Source organism: Acetobacter oryzoeni (genome assembly GCF_004014775.2).
Lineage (GTDB): Bacteria > Pseudomonadota > Alphaproteobacteria > Acetobacterales > Acetobacteraceae > Acetobacter > Acetobacter oryzoeni.
On sequence record NZ_CP042808.1, the window covers coordinates 1,284,806 to 1,304,093 of the forward strand.

Genomic DNA, 19,288 nt, shown 5'->3' on the forward strand with positions numbered 1-19,288 from the left:
ACATATATTTAGGTTTGATTGCGGGAGGGAAAGCGGCGGCTTTACGTTTTTCCTCCCTTGTGCGGGGCATATAACGCCTTCAATATTCACGCATGACAGAAACCCCTGCTGCGTACGTTCATCGCATCCATCATTTTTTGCAGTCTCCGGCAGGAGGAGCAACAGCCCTGCTTCTGGCCTCGCTCACGGGGTTTGTGCTGGAAAACTCGGCTTGGTGTGGTGGTTACGAAGCCCTGATTACAACACCCATGCGGCTTTCTATTTTAGGACCGCACACGCCAGATACGCTTGAGGCATGGGTATCTGATGGGTTGATGACGCTTTTTTTCCTGCTGATTATTCTGGAAATCAAGAAAGAGATGGTTTCTGGCCATCTTTCATCCATGCGTCAGATTGCCTTGCCGTTGATTGGCGCATTGGGCGGTATGGCTGTGCCCGCGCTTACCTATTTTTGGGTAACGTATCAGCATGCAGATGCGGTTCATGGATGGGCCATTCCTGTAGCTACCGATGCCGCATTTACACTGCCCGTTATTATGGCGCTGGGTGCGCGTGTTTCTGCCGGGGCGCGAGCATGGCTTATGGCGCTTGCCATTTTTGATGATGTGTTGGGCATTGTTGTTATTGCCCTGTTTTACGGTGCTGCACTTTACTGGCCTGCACTGGCTGGTGTGCTATGTGTAACTGTAGCCATGATTGCTGCAAACCGGTTGGGATGCAGATCTTTATGGGTGTATTCTGCCGGATGTGTGCTGCTGTGGGGTATGCTTTTATCTTCTGGCCTGCATCCAACACTTGCCGGGGTGATTACTGGCCTTTGCCTGCCGGCTCAACCGCGTACAACCGATGCAGAACAGATTACACCGCTTGAAAAAGTATCATCCGCATTAACACCATTCGTGACATGGCTGGTGCTGCCCCTGTTTGGCTTTATGAATGTTGGGGTTTCTCTTGCTGGTGTGCATATGGAGGCACTTTTTGCTCCTGTTCCCTTGGGTATTATGCTGGGGCTGATTATGGGAAAGCCCGTGGGAGTGTTTGGAGCAACCATATTGTCACTCCAACTGCGCATAGCGCCTGCCCCAGCAGCAACATCAATAAAAATGCTTTTCGGGCTTTCTCTGCTGTGCGGCATTGGCTTTACCATCAGTCTGTTTATTGCTGGTTTGGCCTTTAAGGATGCAGATACAATCGTATCAGCAAAACTGGGGATATTTGCAGGATCTGTTATTGCAGCATTGGCTGGCTGGAGTTGGCTGCGTTGTTTGCCTGTTAAACAACCAAGCCAGCATTCTGCAAACCTTGCGGCTGTAAGTGGTAAATAGCTTGGCATGTTCGTTTGCTTTGTGTCTGCCGCGTTTGTTAAGGGCAGACACAAAGCAGAACGATACGTTTTTTAACCTATACGAATAAGCTTGCGGTTAATGAATTCCTCAATCCCGAGGAAAGAAAGCTCCCGCCCAAAGCCAGAATTTTTAATGCCACCAAATGGTAGTTCGGGCGCGGCAGCAGTGGCTGTGTTAATAAACATCATGCCGGTTTCAACCTGCTCGGCCACCTTTTCTGCCCGTCCGATATCGCGTGAAAATACGGAACCACCAAGGCCGTAGGGTGAATCATTCGCCAGATCAACGGCTTCCTGCTCAGATGCCACCTTATGAACAACCGCAACCGGGCCAAAGATTTCCTGATAAAAAACAGGGTTATCTTTTTTGACATTGGTCAGAATTGTGGGCTCCATAAAAAACCCTTTACGGTTTATCCGCTTGCCACCAGCAACCAGTGTTGCGCCGGCTTTTACGGCTTCATCAATCTGTTCCAGCACCAGATCCAAAGCGCGTTGGCTGCTCATGGGGCCATGTGTTGTGCCTTCTGCCAGTGGGTCCCCAATACGGAATTGGGTGATGGCCTTTTTTAGCCCATCCAGAAACGCATCATAAATTTTTTCATGCACAATCATGCGTTTGGCAGCGGTGCATACTTGCCCGTTATTGGCAAAGCGGCCCCATGTAGCCCATTTGACGGCAAGTTCCAGATCGGCATCATCCAGCACAATAAAGGCATCACTGCCACCCAGTTCCATTGTGTCCTTCTTGAGTGCAGCCCCTGCTTCTGCCGCTACGGTCTGCCCTGCCCGCTCACTACCGGTAAGTGCCACACCACGAATACGCACATCCTTGATCAACTCGGCAGATTGATCATTGCTTAGGAAAATATTGGTATAAACGCCTGCTGGCGCTCCGGCATCATGAAACAGTTTTTCAAACGCCAAGGCACATTGCGGCACGTTAGGGGCATGCTTGGCTATTACCACATTGCCTGCTATCAGGTTGGGGCCGGCTACACGGGCCAATTGGTAATAGGGAAAGTTCCAAGGTTCGATGCAATAAATAACACCGAGTGGCTGATTGATTATTTTTGCGCTGCCATCTTTCACCTTAAGTGGTGTGGGAGCCAGAAACTCCTCTGCCCCATTGGCATAGAAGGCAAGAATATCTGCCGTAATATCAATTTCTTCCAATGCATCTGGCAGCGCTTTGCCCATTTCCGTGGCAATCAGGCGCGCATGGGCCTGCCGATCCTTACGCAGCAGACCAGCCGCCTTTGACATGATGACTTTACGCTCGGCAATGCTGCGCTTTTTCCAATCTGTGCGCCAGATATGGTCTGCCTTGTCTATAATCTGGCGCATCTGTTCTGGGGTATGCAGCTCAAACGTGTGTTCAACAGCTTCAGTTGTGGGGTTAATTGTCTGATATGTAATCATTTTTTGGCGTCCTGATTATAGAAAGGGTAATCGGTGTATCCGTGCGCGCCGCCGCCATACATGGTTGTGGGGTCTATGGCGTTAAGGGGCCATCCGTGCTGCAAACGCGCAGGCAAATCCGGGTTGGCGATGAATTTGCGGCCAAATCCGATCATGTCTGCCCAGCCATTTTGCAAAACGTGGTCTGCTTTGGCTTTATCGTAACGGCCCGCGCACAAAATGCGGCCCGGAAAGATATCTCTTACGGCCGCACGGAATGAATCTGGCATATCTGGCGCGTTATCCCAGTCCGCTTCTGCCAGAGAGAGATACGCAATGCCTGCATCGGCCAAAACACGTACCGCTTGGGTATAGGTTTCTGCCGGATTGCTTTCCAACAAGCCAAGATAAACGCGTTCTTCCGTAGTTGTGCTGAACAGTGGAGAAAACCTGACGCCCAGCCTTTCAGGGGAAACCACGGCAGAAACAGCCTCAACCACTTCACGCAGAAATCTCAGACGGTTGGAGAGTGAACCACCATAGGCATCTGTGCGAAAATTGGCGCGTTCAGAAATAAACTGGTTGATGAGATACCCATTGGCAGCGTGAATTTCCACGCCATCAAATCCGGCTTGCAGTGCGTTTCTGGCGGCCTGCGCATAAAGCTCTACCAGTTCATGAATTTCGGGAATGGTTAAAGCGCGCGGAGTATCGGGCGGCACCAGTTTTCCGGTGCCCGGGCCAGTTGGGATAAAAACATTCACACCCGTTGCAGCCACAGCAGATGGTGCAATAGGCGGTTGGTGATTGGGCTGCAAAAGATGATGAGAAACACGGCCTACATGCCAAAGCTGTGCAAAGATGGGGCGCTTTTGGGCATGCACTGCATCTGTTACCAGTTTCCAGCCCGCAATCTGTTCAGGAGAGTAAATGCCGGGTGTCCAGGCATAGCCCTGCCCGCGTGGTTCAATTTGCGTGCCCTCGGTAATCAGAAAACCTGCCTGTGTGCGCTGGGCATAGTATTCGGCCATAAGCGCATCGGGGATATCGCCCGGTTGGGTGCTGCGGCAGCGCGTGAGAGGCGGCAGAAAGATCCGGTTTTTCAGGGGCAGATCACCCAGTCTTATGGGATCAAAAAGAGAAATTGAAGTCATGATCAGCCTTGTTCAGAAGCAGAAATAGTCTCTGGTCTGCTCGTAAACATTGGCCTATTAGGTTTAAGGCGCAAGAACGCACATAAACCGCCTATAGTGTCAGGAATGATACCATGCCCCGTATTCGCCATACCACGCTAACATGCAGCCCCGGCTGCACCGTAGAAGCCACGCTGGAGTTGTTTGGGGGTAAATGGAAGGCGCTTATTCTGTATCATCTGTTTGAAGATGGCGTGCTGCGCTTTAGCGAATTCCGTAGGCGTATGCCAAATGTAACGCAGCGTATGCTGACAAACCAGTTGCGAGAACTGGAAGCCGATGGCCTGATTTCCCGCACGGTTTTTCCAGAAGTGCCACCACGCGTGGAATATGAACTGACCGACTTGGGTAAAACACTCAAGCCGGTCATCCATGCATTAAAGGAATGGGGTGATAAATATGCCCACAGCGTGAGGCAGAAAAAAGAATCAAGTGGTGGGTAAAAGCCCCCTCACCTACGCTCCTAAACGCACATGAGGGAGAGTTTCTTTTTACTTCAATCCAGTTTTTCACGCTGCCAGAAGCGGAGATTGCCACAGGTTTTTACAAATGCGTTGGCATCGTTTTGACTGCCCAGTTTAATGCAGCCTTTATCAACATCATCTGCCAAACCTGCCTTTTTGAATAATGTGCAAGCTTCTGAAGAATACCCAATATATTTGCAGTGCGTGAAAGCGTCCGTCAGGAAGTCTTTGGCAGCAGGAGTGCTGGCCAGCACTTTTGTGCCTTCCTTGGAAGCCAGAATGGCTACAGCATCGTATAATACCGATGGCCCGCCGTCTATTTTCTGCTGCGCAGCTACCTTGGTACCATCTGAGAGTGTAATGCCGCCAATTTTGGGGGCGATGACTTTATAATTGGCTTTTTCTGCCTGAAGAGCGGCAATGAGCGCAGCAAAAAGGTCTGCATCTACGCCATCTGTCGCCAGAATACCCATTTTACGGCCAGCAAACGTTTTTGGCCCATTTTTAACGATACTGAGGGCATCAGATGGAGGAAGATCAGTGCGTGTAGGCTGCGTTACCTCAGCGGGTTCGGGCACTACAGGTAAGCCCAGATGATCGGCCACCGTTGTTGCCAGTTCCTCATCAATATGCAGGAGATGAGAGACAACGCGCGAACGGATATCAGGCCGCTCCACCTTGCTCAGTTCAAACGTAATGCCATCTGCAATATGTTTCTGTTCAATAGGCGTCTGGCTGATGTAAAACTGCCGGGCCTGACTGTAGTGGTCTGAAAAACTTTCGGGCCGCAACCGCCGTTTGGGGCCGGTTTCCTCACTTGCAAAACTGCGGAAGCCCTGTTTGGGGTTTTCACGCGGGCCACCTGCTGCGCCCCAACTATTTGGCTCGTAATTGGCACGGCCCACGGGGTTGTGCATGGCCATATGCCCATCTTGTTGAAAATGCGCCATGGGGCATTTGGGGGCATTAATGGGAATATGCGTAAAATTGGGGCTGCCAAGCCGTTTTACCTGCGTATCCAGATATGAGAAGTTGCGGCCCTGAAGCAATGGGTCGTTCGAGAAATCAATGCCAGGCGGCACATTTTGGGTGCAAAACGCAACCTGCTCTGTTTCGGCAAAAAAGTTATCAACTACGTGGTCTAGCACCAGGCGGCCTACCGTTCTTACAGGCACTAACTCTTCGGGAATGAGTTTGGTGGGGTCCAGCACATCGAAATCGAACTTTTCAGCAAATTCTTCATCAAAAAGCTGCACGCCAAGTTCCCATTCAGGAAAGTCTCCGCTGGAAATTGCGTTCCAAAGATCTCGCCGATGGAAATCAGGGTCCGCCCCATTGATCTTGACCGCTTCGTTCCAGACAACAGACTGTAAGCCCTGCTTTGGCTTCCAATGAAACTTCACAAAGGTTGAGCGGTCATTGCTGTCCAGAAAACGGAATGTATGCACCCCAAACCCTTCCATAAAACGAAAGGATCGCGGGATACCCCGGTCTGACATGACCCACATGATCATATGGAAGCTTTCTGGGGTAAGCGAAATGAAATCCCAGAAGTTATCATGGGCCGATTGAGCCTGCGGAAAATCACGGTCTGGCGCGGGTTTTACGGAATGCACCATATCGGGAAACTTGATGGCATCCTGAATGAAGAATACCGGGATATTGTTGCCAACCAGATCCCAGTTGCCTTCCTTGGTGTAGAGTTTAACGGCAAATCCGCGAACATCTCGCGCAACATCAAATGAGCCTTTGGAGCCTGCAACCGTGGAAAACCGCACAAAAGCAGGTGTACGTTCTCCCACATTCTGGAAAATAGCTGCGCGGGTAACGTCTGCAAGGCTATCTGTCAGCTCAAAATAACCGTGGGCACCATAGCCACGGGCATGCACAACGCGTTCGGGAATACGTTCGTGGTCAAAGTGGAAAATCTTTTCCCGAAAATGGAAATCCTCCATCAATGCCGGGCCGCGGGCACCGTAACGCAACGTGTTCTGATCATCCGCTACGGGAATACCCTGAGCAGAGGTAAGCGTTGCAACATCACCCCCAGCTTGTTGGTGTGTTTCTCCCCCATTTCCCTGCTGTTCTGTATAACTCGGTTCAAATTTGGTTTTAGCAGCCTTGCCTGACGTATTTTTTTTGACAGCCATGATCTTCTCCTCGCCGTTGTTTTGGCGGGAGCGTCGTCCCTTTACATGTCTTAAAATCGTACGCCTTTAAGGTTTCGTCGCTCCCCGTATTTTAAGTCTTACGTATGGGGGGCAGAATAGTTCCTGTGGTGGATGCCAGCACGCAAGCACAACAGCACAAAACGTGTTATGTTGAGTTTATGGCAATTTCTATCCTTCCCAATATTTCTCTGGCCGATTCCGAATTGGAGGTCACTTATATCTTGGCGTCTGGTCCGGGTGGGCAGAATGTCAACAAGGTTGCCACGGCTGCTCAGTTACGGTTCGATGCAGCGTATTCTGCATCCTTGCCAGATCGGGTGCGGGCGCGTTTGCTGGAATTGGCGGGCAGTCGAGCCACGCGTGATGGCGTTATTGTTATTACGGCACGGCGTTTTCGCACGCAGCAACGCAATCGGGAGGATGCAATAGAACGTCTGGCGGCTTTAATACGTGAGGCTGCGCATCGCCCGGCTTTTCGTGTTGCCACCCGTCCTAGCCGCGCAGCACGGCAGCGGCGCCTACAAGGAAAAGCTCATCGCGCACGTATTAAACAAGGGCGAACAGTGCGGTTGGATGATTGATACCGCCCAATAAGCCCAAGCTGAATGAGCGGCTATTTTCCGTTAAAAATTATTTCTGCTTCTACTTTTTAAGATACATCCCGTTCTGGAACGTTTAATGCATTCCAGCGTTGAATAACGGCTGAATACTTGGCGGTTAGAATAATATTTTATCTGCCGGGTAACTTCATTTTCTTTTTTGCAATCTACCCAAAGTACACGCGAAACACCTGCGACTGCTTCTCTTGGATGGAGAACGAATATGCGCACTCCTTTTGTCAATACTCAGGCCCCTTCCCGTTCCTCCAAAACACAGAAAAAGGCGGAGCAGAAGACAGCTGATGCCAAAGCAGGCGGTAAAAAGCCGGCTTCAGAAAACAACAAAGCGCAAAATGAAGCGGTGAAAAAGCAGACTCTTCTAAAAGAAAAAGCACCGTCTTCTACCTCAAAAACAAGAAAAAGCCTGTTTCGGAAATAGCACATAAAGGCCGCGTTTAACGTGAGTACGGCCCTTATAAGGGAGTTGGTACATGCATACAGAACAACCATCTGATACCGGCCCCAAAAGTGCCAGCCGTTCGTTTTTACGCCGTTTGTTCGGGGGGCATATTCATATCAACATACAGGATGACCTTTTCCCGATAAAAAGCGAAATTTTTGGCATTGAACGTTTGGAAGCGCACGCCAAAAGCTTGGCAGTTGCACAGGCCGTTGTGCCCGCCAAACATAATCGGCGCGGGCAGCCTCTTAAGCGCAGATTGGCAGAAAATGCGGCCCTGCTGGCTGCGGCGAATGAAACAGTAACCAAGGCAAGCCAAAGAGGACGACTGCTACCACCAGCCGCCCAATGGTTGGCAGATAACTATGCCCTTATTGATATGCAAATTAGAGAAACCAGTCTGGATTTGCCGAGTGGTTACTATACGCGCCTGCCCAAGCTTGCGAATGGCCCTTTTATAGGTTTGCCGCGCGTGTTTGGCATTACATGGGCTTTTGTGGCCCATACAGACAGCTATCTTCAGCCCGATTTTCTGCGCCGGTTTCTGCTTGCCTACCAAACGGTTACACCACTTACGATAGGTGAGCTTTGGGCTGTTCCCATTACCTTGCGCATTGTTTTAATAGAAAATCTGCGCCGGATTGTAAGCGCCATTATAGATAGCCATGCCAGCCAACAAGCAGCGGATATTTTGGCTGATCAGCTTGCATCTGCGCGAAAGAGCGATGCGCCCGCATTGTCCGCCATATTATCTCAAATAGATCCACGCATTATTACGCCTGCATTTACGGCGCAGCTTGCTCATCGCTCAAGAGGAATAGATCCAGAAAAAGATCCTGTGCTTATATGGCTGGAGCAGCGTCTGGCAGACAAAAAAACAAATATCGAGCAAGGCATTCAGGAATATTTACAAACACAGGGCGCCTTTAACGCTACCATTCGAAATATTATTACCAGTTTGCGGCATATTGCAGAATCCGACTGGACAGAAACATTTGAACAAGTGTGTTTGGTAGATACAGTATTTGCAGAATACGCAAGTTTTACATGCGCAGATTTTGCCAGCCGAGACCTTTACCGCAAAGCCATTGAAGATTTGGCCTATGGCAGCACTGTTGATGAAATTGATATTGCCAAAAAGGCGGTTTCCTTAGCGCAGGAAGCTGCTTCTTCCAATACGTTTGACCAACGCAAGAATGATCCCGGTTATTATCTGGTAATGGAGGGGCGCTCCATTCTGGAGGCCTCCATCGGCTTTCGCCCAAGCCTTACCAGAAAACTGGCGCAAACATTCTGCCAAAGCGGCATTACAGGTTATGCCGTAATTGTTTTTATGCTGGCGCTGATCTTCCTAGTTGGTCCTGTATGGCTTTCCTTTCAGGAAAGAGCATGGTTCCCGTGGGTAATCTTGGTGGCGGTTCTGGCATTTGCCCCCGCATTGGAAGCAGCAGTTGCGTGCATTAACTGGATGGCTTTGCGCGTTACCAAGGTAACGGCATTACCGGGATTGGAGCTTTTAGGCGGTATTCCGGTAAAATTGCGCACAATGGTGGTTATTCCTGCCCTGCTTACCAACGTAAAAACGGTGGAGGAGCTTTTATCCCGGTTGGAAGTCCACTACCTGGCCACACATGATAGCGGTGTGTACTTTGCGCTTTTGACAGACTGGTCTGATCATTCAGAGGCTTCTGCCCCAGAGGATGCGGCACTTTTTCAGTCCGCTTCTGCCGGTATTCATCATCTTAACCAAAAATACGGATCTGTCCCGGATGGTAACAGGTTTCTCCTTCTTCATCGCCACAGGGTTTGGAGCGAGAGTGAAGGTGTATGGATGGGGTGGGAACGCAAGCGGGGCAAGTTGCATGAACTGAACCGACTGTTGCGCGGTGCAACAGACACCACTTTTTTGGCAGAATGCTGCCAGAATATTCCTCAAGCTGTAAAATATATCGTCACGCTGGATGCAGATACACGCCTGCCCCTTGAAACCGTTAAAAAACTGGTGGGTAAACTGGCGCACCCCCTTAATGCGCCACAGTTCAATGCCACAACCGGGCGTGTGCAACAGGGTTATGCCGTTTTGCAACCGCGCGTTACCCCCTCTTTGCCTATCGGGCATCAGAGCACGTTGTTCCAACGCATTTTTTCTGCATCTAGCGGAATAGATGCCTATTCATCTGCCATATCAGATCTTTATCAGGATATGTTTGGAGAGGGATCTTACGCGGGCAAAGGCATTTACGAAATTGATGCGTTTGAAGCAGCCTTGGCCGGGCGTGTGCCAGAAGCAACCCTTTTAAGCCATGATCTGTTTGAGGGTATTTTTGCGCGTGCCGGGTTGGCGTCTGATATTGAGGTGATAGAGGAGTTTCCGACAGATTACCTGGTTGCGGCTCAAAGGCTCCATCGTTGGACGCGGGGAGACTGGCAACTGCTTCCCTGGATTGTTTCAGGCATATTTCGCACCCCTTCCCCGCGCGACAGTTTATCTGGAATTGCGCGCTGGAAAATGGTGGATAATTTGCGCCGCACCTTATGCGCGCCCTTTACTTTGTTGGCTCTGATTATCAGTTGGATTTTGTTGCCAGAAAACGCCGGTATCTGGACGTTGTTTATCCTTCTGATTATGGCCGTACCTGCTTTTCTGCCAGTTATTCCCGATATTGCTCCACGCCGAGAATGGATCAGTTTTCGTAGCTATTTTAATGTATTGGGAGCATCCATTTCCAATGCCGTTGTGATGTCGGCACTGAACATCACGTTTCTGGTGCATCAGGCCTGTTTGTTAGGTGATGCAATTATACGCACCCTTGGGCGCGTTTTTGTAACACGGCGATATTTGTTGCAATGGGTGCCTGCAGCGCAAACGGCAGATCTTTTGCAATCCGGGCTGCTTCAATATTACCTGAAGATGCTTTCTGCCCCACTTATTGCGGTTATTCTTGTCATACAAGTAACCATGCAGGATGTGGAAAACCTGATTTTTATTGGCCCACTGGCTGTTCTGTGGGCGTTTTCTCCCGCTATTGGGTTATGGACAAGCCGGGTAGCTGTTTTAACGGCGCAATCCCGCCCATCTCGCACTGATATTCGCACTTTGCGACTGACAGCCCGCAATACATGGCGCTTTTTTGAGGAGTTTGTTACAGCGGATGATCACATGCTTCCGCCAGACAATTTTCAGGAAGTCCCCTCTCCCGTTGTAGCCAGACGCACATCTCCCACCAATATAGGGCTTTATCTTTTATGCACTGTCAGCGCCTATGATTTTGGCTGGAATGGCTTGGCAGATACAATAGAGCGGCTTGAAAACACATTTAAAACACTGGATGCATTAGAAAAACACAAAGGGCATTTGTATAACTGGTACAGTACGGCTGATTTGGAGCCTCTGGCACCTTTATATGTTTCTACCGTAGATAGCGGTAATTTTGCTGGCCATCTTGTTGCTTTGGCCCGTGTTTGCCGAGAATGGACTCTCAATTCAGCCCAACCATCCATGTGGCGTGAGGGAATAGCAGATGCCATTACTTTAGCCATTACAGATCTTACTTTCCGTAATGGTGAACGATTGCAGAATACAAAGCAGCAAAAAGTTCTTGTTCGGTCACTCGCACGGTTAAAAACATCTGTTCTGAGCGCCTCTGAAGTAAAAACCGAGGCCAGTTTGCTTTCATTGCTGAAGCAGGCGCAAACCATAGCAGAACACGCATCCCACCTGTATGCCGAACCCACTGCAGCAGAAGAACAAACTGCCGCAGACCCACTTTTTTGGTGTTTGGCACCATTAAAAGCGATTGAAAGCCATTTGCGTGATTTGGACCACGCGCAAGGCACAACATTTGAAGCCCGGCTGAAAGAGCTGCAAACCAAAGCAACCATGCTTGCATATGGTATGGACTTTGCCTTTTTGCGCGATCCTGCACGCAAGCTTCTGTCTATCGGGTTTGTGGTAACCGAAGATACGCCCGATAGTAACTGCTATGATCTGCTGGCCTCTGAATCTCGGTTGGCGGTCTTTTTTGCTATCGCAAAAGGAGACATTCCCGCGCGAGACTGGTTCCGTCTGGGGCGGGCCCTTACCTCGGCTGGCAGCGGAGCCGCACTGGTATCGTGGTCTGGCTCAATGTTTGAATATCTTATGCCTTCTCTGGTTATGCGCGCGCCTATAGGCAGCCTGCTCCAGCAAACCAATGCGCTTATTGTGCAGCGCCAGATTGCTTATGGGCAATCGCACAACATTCCATGGGGTATTTCGGAATCAGCCTATAATGTGCGGGATGTCGATTATACGTATCAATACTCCAACTTTGGCATTCCGGGGCTAGGGTTAAAACGTGGCCTTGGGCAGGATAGAGTTGTGGCGCCCTATGCCACCCTGCTGGCCTCTATGGTTGATCCGCAAAAAGCTGTGGCCAATCTCTCTGTTCTGGAAAAAACAGGCGCGCACGGTCGATACGGTTTTTACGAAGCCCTGGATTACACTCCAGAACGCGTGCCGGATGGGCAGAAAATGGCCATTGTGCAGGCTTACATGGCGCATCACCAGGGCATGTCTATTCTTTCCGTTGCAGATGCCGTTCTGGACGGCATCATGAGAAAACGCTTTCATGATGACCCGGTGATAGCCTCGGCCGAATTGCTGTTGCAGGAACGCGCCCCACGCACCGGTGCGGTGGCTCACCCTCTGCCAATAGAAGAATACCCGCTTCCCCGTTCGGAATTGCCGCAAGCTACATCTGGCCGCTATTACGGTACGGATTATACGCCAGTACCTTTTACGCATCTTCTTTCCAATGGCCGTTATACAGTTATGCTCACGGCTGCAGGATCAGGCTACACCATGTGGCAAGGCTTGGCTGTTACGCGGTGGCGGGAAGACCCAACGCTGGATAATTTTGGGTCATATCTCTACCTCAAAAACGTAAAAACCGGGAAAGTCTGGTCTGCTGGCATTCAGCCCTGTGGGGAGGAGCCAGATGATTACGTAAGTGTTTTTCATGAAGATCGTGCAGAATTTACCCGGCGTGATGGTGCTCTCACCACAACGGTTGAGGTTATGGTTTCTGCGGAAGATGATGCTGATGTGCGCTACCTGACCGTTTTTAATGGTGGCTATGAGAATGTTGAAATAGACATTACATCTTATGCAGAACTCGCTTTGCTTGCGCCGGATGCTGATCTTGCGCATCCAGCGTTTACAAAACTGTTTGTAGAAACAGATTATCTACCAGAAGCCAAAGCGCTTATAGCAACCCGTAGGCGCCGCACGCCTGATGAACCGGAAATCTGGGCTGCGCATGTGGCTGTGTGCGCCACACCCATGACGGTAGAAACAAACCGCGCACAGTTTGTTGGCCGTGGCCGTACACTACAATCCCCTGCTGCATTGGCGGGAGAAACAGAATTATCTGGCCAAACAGGAACAGTGCTGGACCCCTGCTTTGCAATGCGCAGCCGTGTCAGCATTAAACCAGGCGCTACAGCGCGGATAACATTCTGGACAATGGTGGCTTCATCCCGTCAGGAGCTCGAACGCCTGATTGAGGTGCATCAGGATGATACAGCGCTGGACCGTGCGCGCACACTGTCCTGGACACAGGCGCAAATCCAGTTTCGGCATTTTGATATTACACCAGCAGAAGCAGATCTGTTCCAGCGTTTGGCAGGCCACATTCTGTTTGCAAATGCTGCCTTACGGGCACCATCCGCAGTTATCATGCAGGGTATGGCCGCCCAGCCAATACTGTGGGAACAAGGTATTTCTGGTGATCTGCCTCTGGTGGTTTTGCGCGTAAAGGATACGCCAGATACGGATATTATCCGGCAGGTTCTGCTGGCCCATGAATACTTGCGGCTTAAGCAGGTTGCTGTCGATCTGGTGCTAATGAATGAACATCCATCTTCTTACCTGCAGGATTTACAGAACACTCTTGAAAACCTTGTTCGCTCCATGCCCAAAACGGCAACCGTGGCGGGCTCTATCAGCATTTTACGGGCTGATCTGATATCCGCACCAGTTAAGAACCTTTTGTTGGCGGCAGCCCGGGTTGTTCTTTCAGCAGATAAGGGTTTGGCAGAACAGCTTGATCAGGCCGATGTGGCCGTGGCTCCAAAATCTGTTTTGTTTCAAACACCGCATGTGTTCACGCCCAGTGCCTTCAAGGTACCAGATATTCCCGAACTTGAATTTTTTAATGGCCATGGCGGGTTTGCTAAGAATGGCCAGGAATATGTGGTGGTATTGGCATCTGGCCGTACAACGCCTGCTCCATGGATTAACGTGATTGCCAATGATACTGCGGGTTTTCAGGCATCTGCCGAAGGAAGCGGTTATACATGGGCGCTGAACAGCCGTGAACACCAGATAACCCCGTGGTCCAATGATCCTGTCAGTAACCAACCGGGCGAGATTTTTTATCTGCGGGATGAAGATACAAAGGTATTATGGAGCCCCACAGCCACTATTCGCCGTGATATAGAAGCAACCTATGTTTGCCGACATGGGCGAGGCTATACGCGGTATGATCGTATCGCGCACGGCATAGGCAGCACGCTGTTGCAATATGCGCCGGTAAAAGACCCTATAAAGATTTCGCGCCTTCAGTTGCATAACCTTTCAGGCCATGCCCGCACACTTTCTCTGACCGGATATGTTGAATGGGTGCTTGGTACGGCGCGCTCCAAAACAGCGCCGTTTATTACAACGCAAATAGATGAAGCCACAGGGGCGCTGTTTGCACGCAATCAATGGAGTGCGGTTTATGGTGGTCGCGTTGCCTTTGCCGATATTGGCGGTTACGTCACTGCCAGTTCAGGAGACCGAACCTCCTTTGTAGGTAGAAATGGTACACTGAATAGCCCTTATGCCCTAACATTGGCAGATACCGTGCAGGGAAGCACCGGTGCTGGGCTTGATCCGTGCGGTGTTTTGCAAACCATAGTTACTCTGCCAGCAGATGGACGGGTGGAAATTGTTTTCCTGCTAGGAGAAGCAGAAAACGAGGCTGAAGCCAGACGAATAATTGCCCATTACCGGACGGTTGATCTGGACACCGTTCTGGATGAGGTCAAACAGCAGTGGAACAGTATTTGTGGGTCTGTTCAGGTTAAAACGCCTGATCGCAGCATGGATATCATGCTCAATGGCTGGCTGTTGTATCAAACACTTTCCAGCCGCGTGCGTGCCCGCGCAGGTTTTTATCAGGCCAGTGGGGCTTATGGGTTCAGAGATCAGTTGCAGGATGGCATGGCCCTTGCGGCCTCCTGCCCCGCTTTGGTGCGGGAGCATCTTGTTCGCGCAGCCTCCCGCCAGTTTGTGGAAGGCGATGTGCAGCATTGGTGGCTGCCGCAAACAGGAGCAGGCGTGCGCACCCATATTTCGGATGATTGCACATGGCTTGGTTACACGGTTGCGCATTACGTAACCACAACAGGTGATCTGGCTGTTCTGGATGAAAATATCGGTTTTCTGGAAGCCCCTCCGCTACCCATAACCGAGCATGACAACTTCATGGTTCCAGCACACTCGGCCGAAAGCGCAACACTTTTTGAGCATTGCGCCCGTGCGCTTGATCGGAGCCTTGCCGTGGGTGTGCATGGCCTTCCCCTTATGGGCACGGGAGACTGGAACGATGGCATGAACCGTGTGGGGGAACAGGGCCGTGGAGAAAGTGTGTGGCTTGGTTGGTTCCTCTACACCACGCTTGAGATATTTATTCCTATTGCTCGCGCCCGTAATGAGGATATGCGGGCAGATAAATGGCAACAACACACCCGTAAACTGGCCAAAGCGCTGGAACACACATGGGATGGAGATTGGTACCTGCGGGCCTATTTTGATGATGGCACGCCCCTAGGTTCCCACACCATGCCGGAATGTCAGATAGATGCCATTTCTCAATCATGGTCTGTGCTTTCTGGGGCAGCCATGCCGGAACGGGCCAACCACGCCATGCGCTCTGCCATTCATAGGCTTGTGCGGCAGCAGGATGGGCTCATTCTGGTGCTTACGCCACCATTTGATAAAGCCATGCCAGACCCCGGCTATATTCGTGGATACCCACCTGGCATACGTGAAAATGGCGGCCAGTACACCCATGCCGCTTTATGGACGGTTATGGCTATAGCGGCCTTGGGTGATGGTAATCTGGCCCAAACGTTGTTTCATATGCTCAACCCCATCACCCATAGCCAGACACAGGAACAAGCAGCCCGTTACAAGCTGGAGCCCTACGTTATTGCCGCTGATGTGTATTCCGAAGCCCCGCATGTTGGGCGTGGTGGGTGGTCTTGGTACACCGGGTCTGCCGGTTGGATGCAACGGGTGGGAACCGAGACCATTCTTGGCGTGCGTATCCATGCAGACAAGCTTTTGATAGACCCGTGCATTCCGCAGCATTGGCCGGAATTTGAGGTAACATTGCAATGGAAAACAGCGCGATACAATATTCTGGTGAAAAACCCGGATCATGTCTGCCGTGGTGTTAGAAAGATCACCGTAGATGGTCTGCAAAGTTACATGATGCATGAAGTGAACATGCAAGATGATGGGCTTTTACATAAAGTAGAAGTGATCCTTGGCTCATGAATATCTGCTAAACATGGAACGAATACCAATTTCTTCCCGTTCATGCCGCTCTTAGGGGAATCAATATGCGCCGTATGTTTTTCATCACAACCGCTCTGTTCATGATAACACCGGCGCTTGCAGCCTCTGCTCCTCCCGTTGCACTCACGCATGTGCGTATTGTGGATGGCACCGGAGCACCCCCTATAGAAGATGCAACACTTGTGATGCAGGGAGATCATATTCTTGCTGTTGGCAAGAATGTGGTCATACCCAAAGATGCCAAAGTGCTGGATCGTTCAGGAGATACTGCCCTGCCCGGTATTATTTCCGATCACAGCCATGTTGGGCAGTATGAGGGCGTAACCACGGGTTCCCAATTTTATACACGGGCCAATATCATGGCAGCACTTGGGCAGTATCGTCGGTACGGTGTCACCACGGTTACGGCGTTGGGTAATAACGTGCCAGATGTGTTTGATCCGCTCCGTAAGGAAGCGCACGCAGGGAAAACGCCGGCTGATCTATTTGGGGTTGATCAGGGCATTGGTGTTCCCAATGGGGCGCCGCCTGTAAATGTTGCTCCTAACCAGCTTTTTCGCCCCAAAACGGCCAATGAAGCCCGAGAAGCCGTGGATACAATGGCAGATGAAGGCACAGATCTGGTTAAAATCTGGGTTGATGATTTTGATGGCACGCTTCCCGTTAAAATGAGCCCGGATATTATTGCTGCCGTTGTGGAGGAATCCCACAAACGCAAGTTACGCGTGGCAGCGCATATTCATGACTTGGAAGATGCCCAGCATGTTGTGGCTGCTGGGGTGGATATTCTTGCTCATGGCGTGCGGGACAAACCCGTTACGCCAGAGCTGGTTGCGGCGCTGAAATCCCGCGGCATCTGGTATATTGCCACCCTTCAACTGGATGAAGCCACAACAGCATGGGCTGATCGCGCGCCGTGGACGCAAACTCCCTTTGCAATAGCAGGGCTTTCTGGCCCGTTACAGAAACAGATTAATGATCCTGCATGGCAGGCACAGCACAAAGCCGGCAAACAGGCTGATTTTGCCCGCTCATCTTTAGAGATGAACCTGCAAAACCTGAAAACACTGCATGATGCTGGTGTAAAAATCGGTTTTGGCACAGATAGCGGCGCCACCCCTTTGCGCGTGCCCGGTGTGGCAGAACATCGGGAACTCGCCCTTACCGTGCAGGCAGGGCTAACACCTTTGCAGACTATTCATGTCGCCACCCAGAACGCAGCAGATTTGCTGAATCTTTCTGATAGGGGCGTATTGGCACCGGGTAAACGGGCAGATGTATTGGTGGTTACCGGTAACCCTGCCGCCAATATAGCAAATGCCGACAAGATTATTGAAACATGGGAAAACGGCGTAGCCATTTCTCCCCCTGTGCTGCAAAAATAAAAAGCAGAGTTACCCCGGCCTTACCAGATTCACCTTGAATATGGCGTGCATAAAGGGCCCTGCCCTGATACGTTAGGCCTTACCGAGGGGTGCCCCGACATGGGGCTGAGAGATTGCAGAGCCAACAGGCAGCGCAATGACCCTTTGAACCTGATCCGGGTTATGCCGGCGAAGGGACAGGTTTGGCCACCCTATCCTTTTTGCTGGAATTGCGCGGCAGGGAGCCATGTTCTTGCGGAAAGGGAATTGCCTGACCATGATCGCCAATGTTTTGAGTATTGCCGGCACCGATCCCACAGGTGGCGCAGGCATTCATGCAGATATTAAAGCATTTTCGGCCATGGGGGCTTATGGCATGGCGGCCATTACGGCTGTGGTGGCCCAGAACACCCAAGGCGTACGGTCCTTTGTGGCGCTAGACCCACAATTTGTGGGTGAGCAAATTGATAGCGTGTTTGATGACGTGCGGGTGGATGCCGTTAAAATTGGAATGGTGCCCAATATCGGCATTGCCGAGGTTATTGCAGAACGGCTGCATCATCATGGTGCAAAAAATATTGTGCTTGACCCGGTTATGGTAGCCAAAAGTGGAGATCACCTTCTGGAAAGCAGTGCAGTCAGCACTATCAGAGACCAGCTGGTGCCACTTGCAACGCTTATTACCCCCAACCTGCCAGAAGCAGGCGTTTTGCTGGATGCCGACCCTATGTGGACGCTGGATGAAATGCGCTTACGGGTAAAAGAGTTGGCCAAGCTGGGTTCAGAATGGGTTTTGCTGAAAGGTGGCCATCTTGAAGGATCAACCGAGAGTGTTGATCTGCTGTATGGCCCCGATGAAATTATGGAGTTTGCAGCGCCCCGTATCCACACACGTAATGACCACGGTACTGGCTGCACACTCTCTGCTGCAATAGCGGCGTTACTACCTTCCAAATCGGTGGAAGAGAGCGTGCGTGAGGCAAAAGCGTATCTACATGGCGCTCTTGCGGCGAGTGATACGCTTGATGTCGGGCATGGCCACGGCCCGCTGCACCATTTCCATCACCTTTGGAAATAATGTGCGGTTTTATCGGCATCACATAGAATGATGCCGATAAACAGGGGTATATCAGAGTTCAATATCTACTTCACGAATGCCAGCGCGCTGTGCGGCATCCGGGTGGCCTTGGTGGAACGGCTCATCTGCAAGCAGTTTCACGTCGCTCAGTTCAGATACGGCAAGGCAATCCCACTGCCCCTGAGCAGGCACGCGCTTTTCATGTGCATCCACACCACGATACATCAGCACTTTTTCTACGCCATCTCCTTTGCCCAGAGCGTGGGGTGAACCAACCTGCGGCTTGTCATGAAGCGTAAAAGAAACGGCTTTTTTCTGTTCAATAGCGGTACGTAAAATGCTGTAAGCTGACATGGTTTGTTTCCTCTTTGCAGGAATAACAGTCTAACCCGCATGCGGCTTAAAAAAGCTGTAAGCTGACAAAAGCTTCGTGCAGGTCTTTTACAGGGTTACGCCCCTGCACCCACAAAAGCGAGAGAACTGATATAGGAGCAGCTATACCTGCCCCTACCACAGAACAGCCTTGCTGATCTGTGGCATGTGCCATTTTACAGCCCACATTGTGCAATGCCACTTACTCTTTCTTGACAAAAGGCAAATAA

General features: G+C 50.9%; 12 protein-coding genes and 1 riboswitch. Of the genes, 7 read left to right on the forward strand and 5 right to left on the reverse strand.

The features are described 5' to 3' along the window. The first annotated feature begins 92 nt into the window (after window positions 1–92). Window positions 93–1,325 (forward strand): Na+/H+ antiporter NhaA, encoded by a 1,233-nt coding sequence (gene nhaA, locus EOV40_RS06120; RefSeq protein WP_128105338.1) that lies wholly within the window; start codon window positions 93–95, stop codon window positions 1,323–1,325. A gap of 71 nt (window positions 1,326–1,396) precedes the next feature. Here the strand turns inward: nhaA and EOV40_RS06125 are convergent, their stop codons facing one another. Next, window positions 1,397–2,767 carry an NAD-dependent succinate-semialdehyde dehydrogenase gene (locus EOV40_RS06125; RefSeq protein ID WP_128105339.1) on the reverse strand — a complete coding sequence of 457 codons (1,371 nt, stop codon included), beginning with the start codon at window positions 2,765–2,767 and terminating at the stop codon, window positions 1,397–1,399. After that, entirely contained in the window at window positions 2,764–3,900 is a 1,137-nt protein-coding gene (locus EOV40_RS06130) for an alkene reductase (RefSeq protein WP_128105340.1), read from the reverse strand. Before EOV40_RS06130 ends, EOV40_RS06125 begins: the two co-directional genes overlap by 4 nt. Window positions 3,901–4,013: 113 nt before the next feature. Here EOV40_RS06130 and EOV40_RS06135 point away from each other — a divergent pair, with 113 nt between their 5' ends. Beyond that, window positions 4,014–4,382, forward strand: a complete 369-nt coding sequence (locus EOV40_RS06135) for a winged helix-turn-helix transcriptional regulator (RefSeq protein WP_050819823.1) — start codon at window positions 4,014–4,016, stop codon at window positions 4,380–4,382. A 53-nt stretch (window positions 4,383–4,435) separates the two neighbouring features. Here the strand turns inward: EOV40_RS06135 and katE are convergent, their stop codons facing one another. Further along, window positions 4,436–6,553, reverse strand: coding sequence for a catalase (katE, locus tag EOV40_RS06140; RefSeq protein ID WP_128105341.1), 2,118 nt, complete (start codon window positions 6,551–6,553; stop codon window positions 4,436–4,438). A gap of 179 nt (window positions 6,554–6,732) precedes the next feature. Between katE and arfB the strand changes: the two genes are divergently transcribed. The 5 genes from arfB (at window position 6,733) to thiD (ending at window position 18,686) form a co-directional block, all read left to right on the forward strand. After that, window positions 6,733–7,155, forward strand: a complete 423-nt coding sequence (gene arfB, locus EOV40_RS06145) for an alternative ribosome rescue aminoacyl-tRNA hydrolase ArfB (RefSeq protein ID WP_128105342.1) — start codon at window positions 6,733–6,735, stop codon at window positions 7,153–7,155. A 241-nt stretch (window positions 7,156–7,396) separates the two neighbouring features. Further along, on the forward strand, window positions 7,397–7,612 hold the full coding sequence (locus tag EOV40_RS06150) for a hypothetical protein (RefSeq protein ID WP_128105343.1): 216 nt from the start codon (window positions 7,397–7,399) through the stop codon (window positions 7,610–7,612). Window positions 7,613–7,664: 52 nt separating this feature from the next. Next, complete coding sequence (locus EOV40_RS06155) at window positions 7,665–16,223, forward strand: GH36-type glycosyl hydrolase domain-containing protein (protein ID WP_128105344.1); 8,559 nt, start codon at window positions 7,665–7,667, stop codon at window positions 16,221–16,223. 65 nt (window positions 16,224–16,288) lie between these two features. Further along, on the forward strand, window positions 16,289–17,629 hold the full coding sequence (locus EOV40_RS06160) for an amidohydrolase family protein (protein ID WP_128105345.1): 1,341 nt from the start codon (window positions 16,289–16,291) through the stop codon (window positions 17,627–17,629). Window positions 17,630–17,704: 75 nt separating this feature from the next. Further along, a riboswitch (TPP riboswitch) is annotated at window positions 17,705–17,824 on the forward strand. Between the two features lie 61 nt (window positions 17,825–17,885). After that, a complete protein-coding gene (gene thiD / locus EOV40_RS06165) occupies window positions 17,886–18,686 on the forward strand; it encodes a bifunctional hydroxymethylpyrimidine kinase/phosphomethylpyrimidine kinase (protein ID WP_128105346.1) in 801 nt (266 codons plus the stop codon). Window positions 18,687–18,737: 51 nt separating this feature from the next. Here the strand turns inward: thiD and EOV40_RS06170 are convergent, their stop codons facing one another. Continuing rightward, window positions 18,738–19,040 (reverse strand): hypothetical protein, encoded by a 303-nt coding sequence (locus EOV40_RS06170; RefSeq protein WP_050819829.1) that lies wholly within the window; start codon window positions 19,038–19,040, stop codon window positions 18,738–18,740. 46 nt (window positions 19,041–19,086) lie between these two features. Then, window positions 19,087–19,233 carry an MYXO-CTERM sorting domain-containing protein gene (locus tag EOV40_RS06175; RefSeq protein ID WP_128105347.1) on the reverse strand — a complete coding sequence of 49 codons (147 nt, stop codon included), beginning with the start codon at window positions 19,231–19,233 and terminating at the stop codon, window positions 19,087–19,089. Window positions 19,234–19,288: the final 55 nt, after the last annotated feature.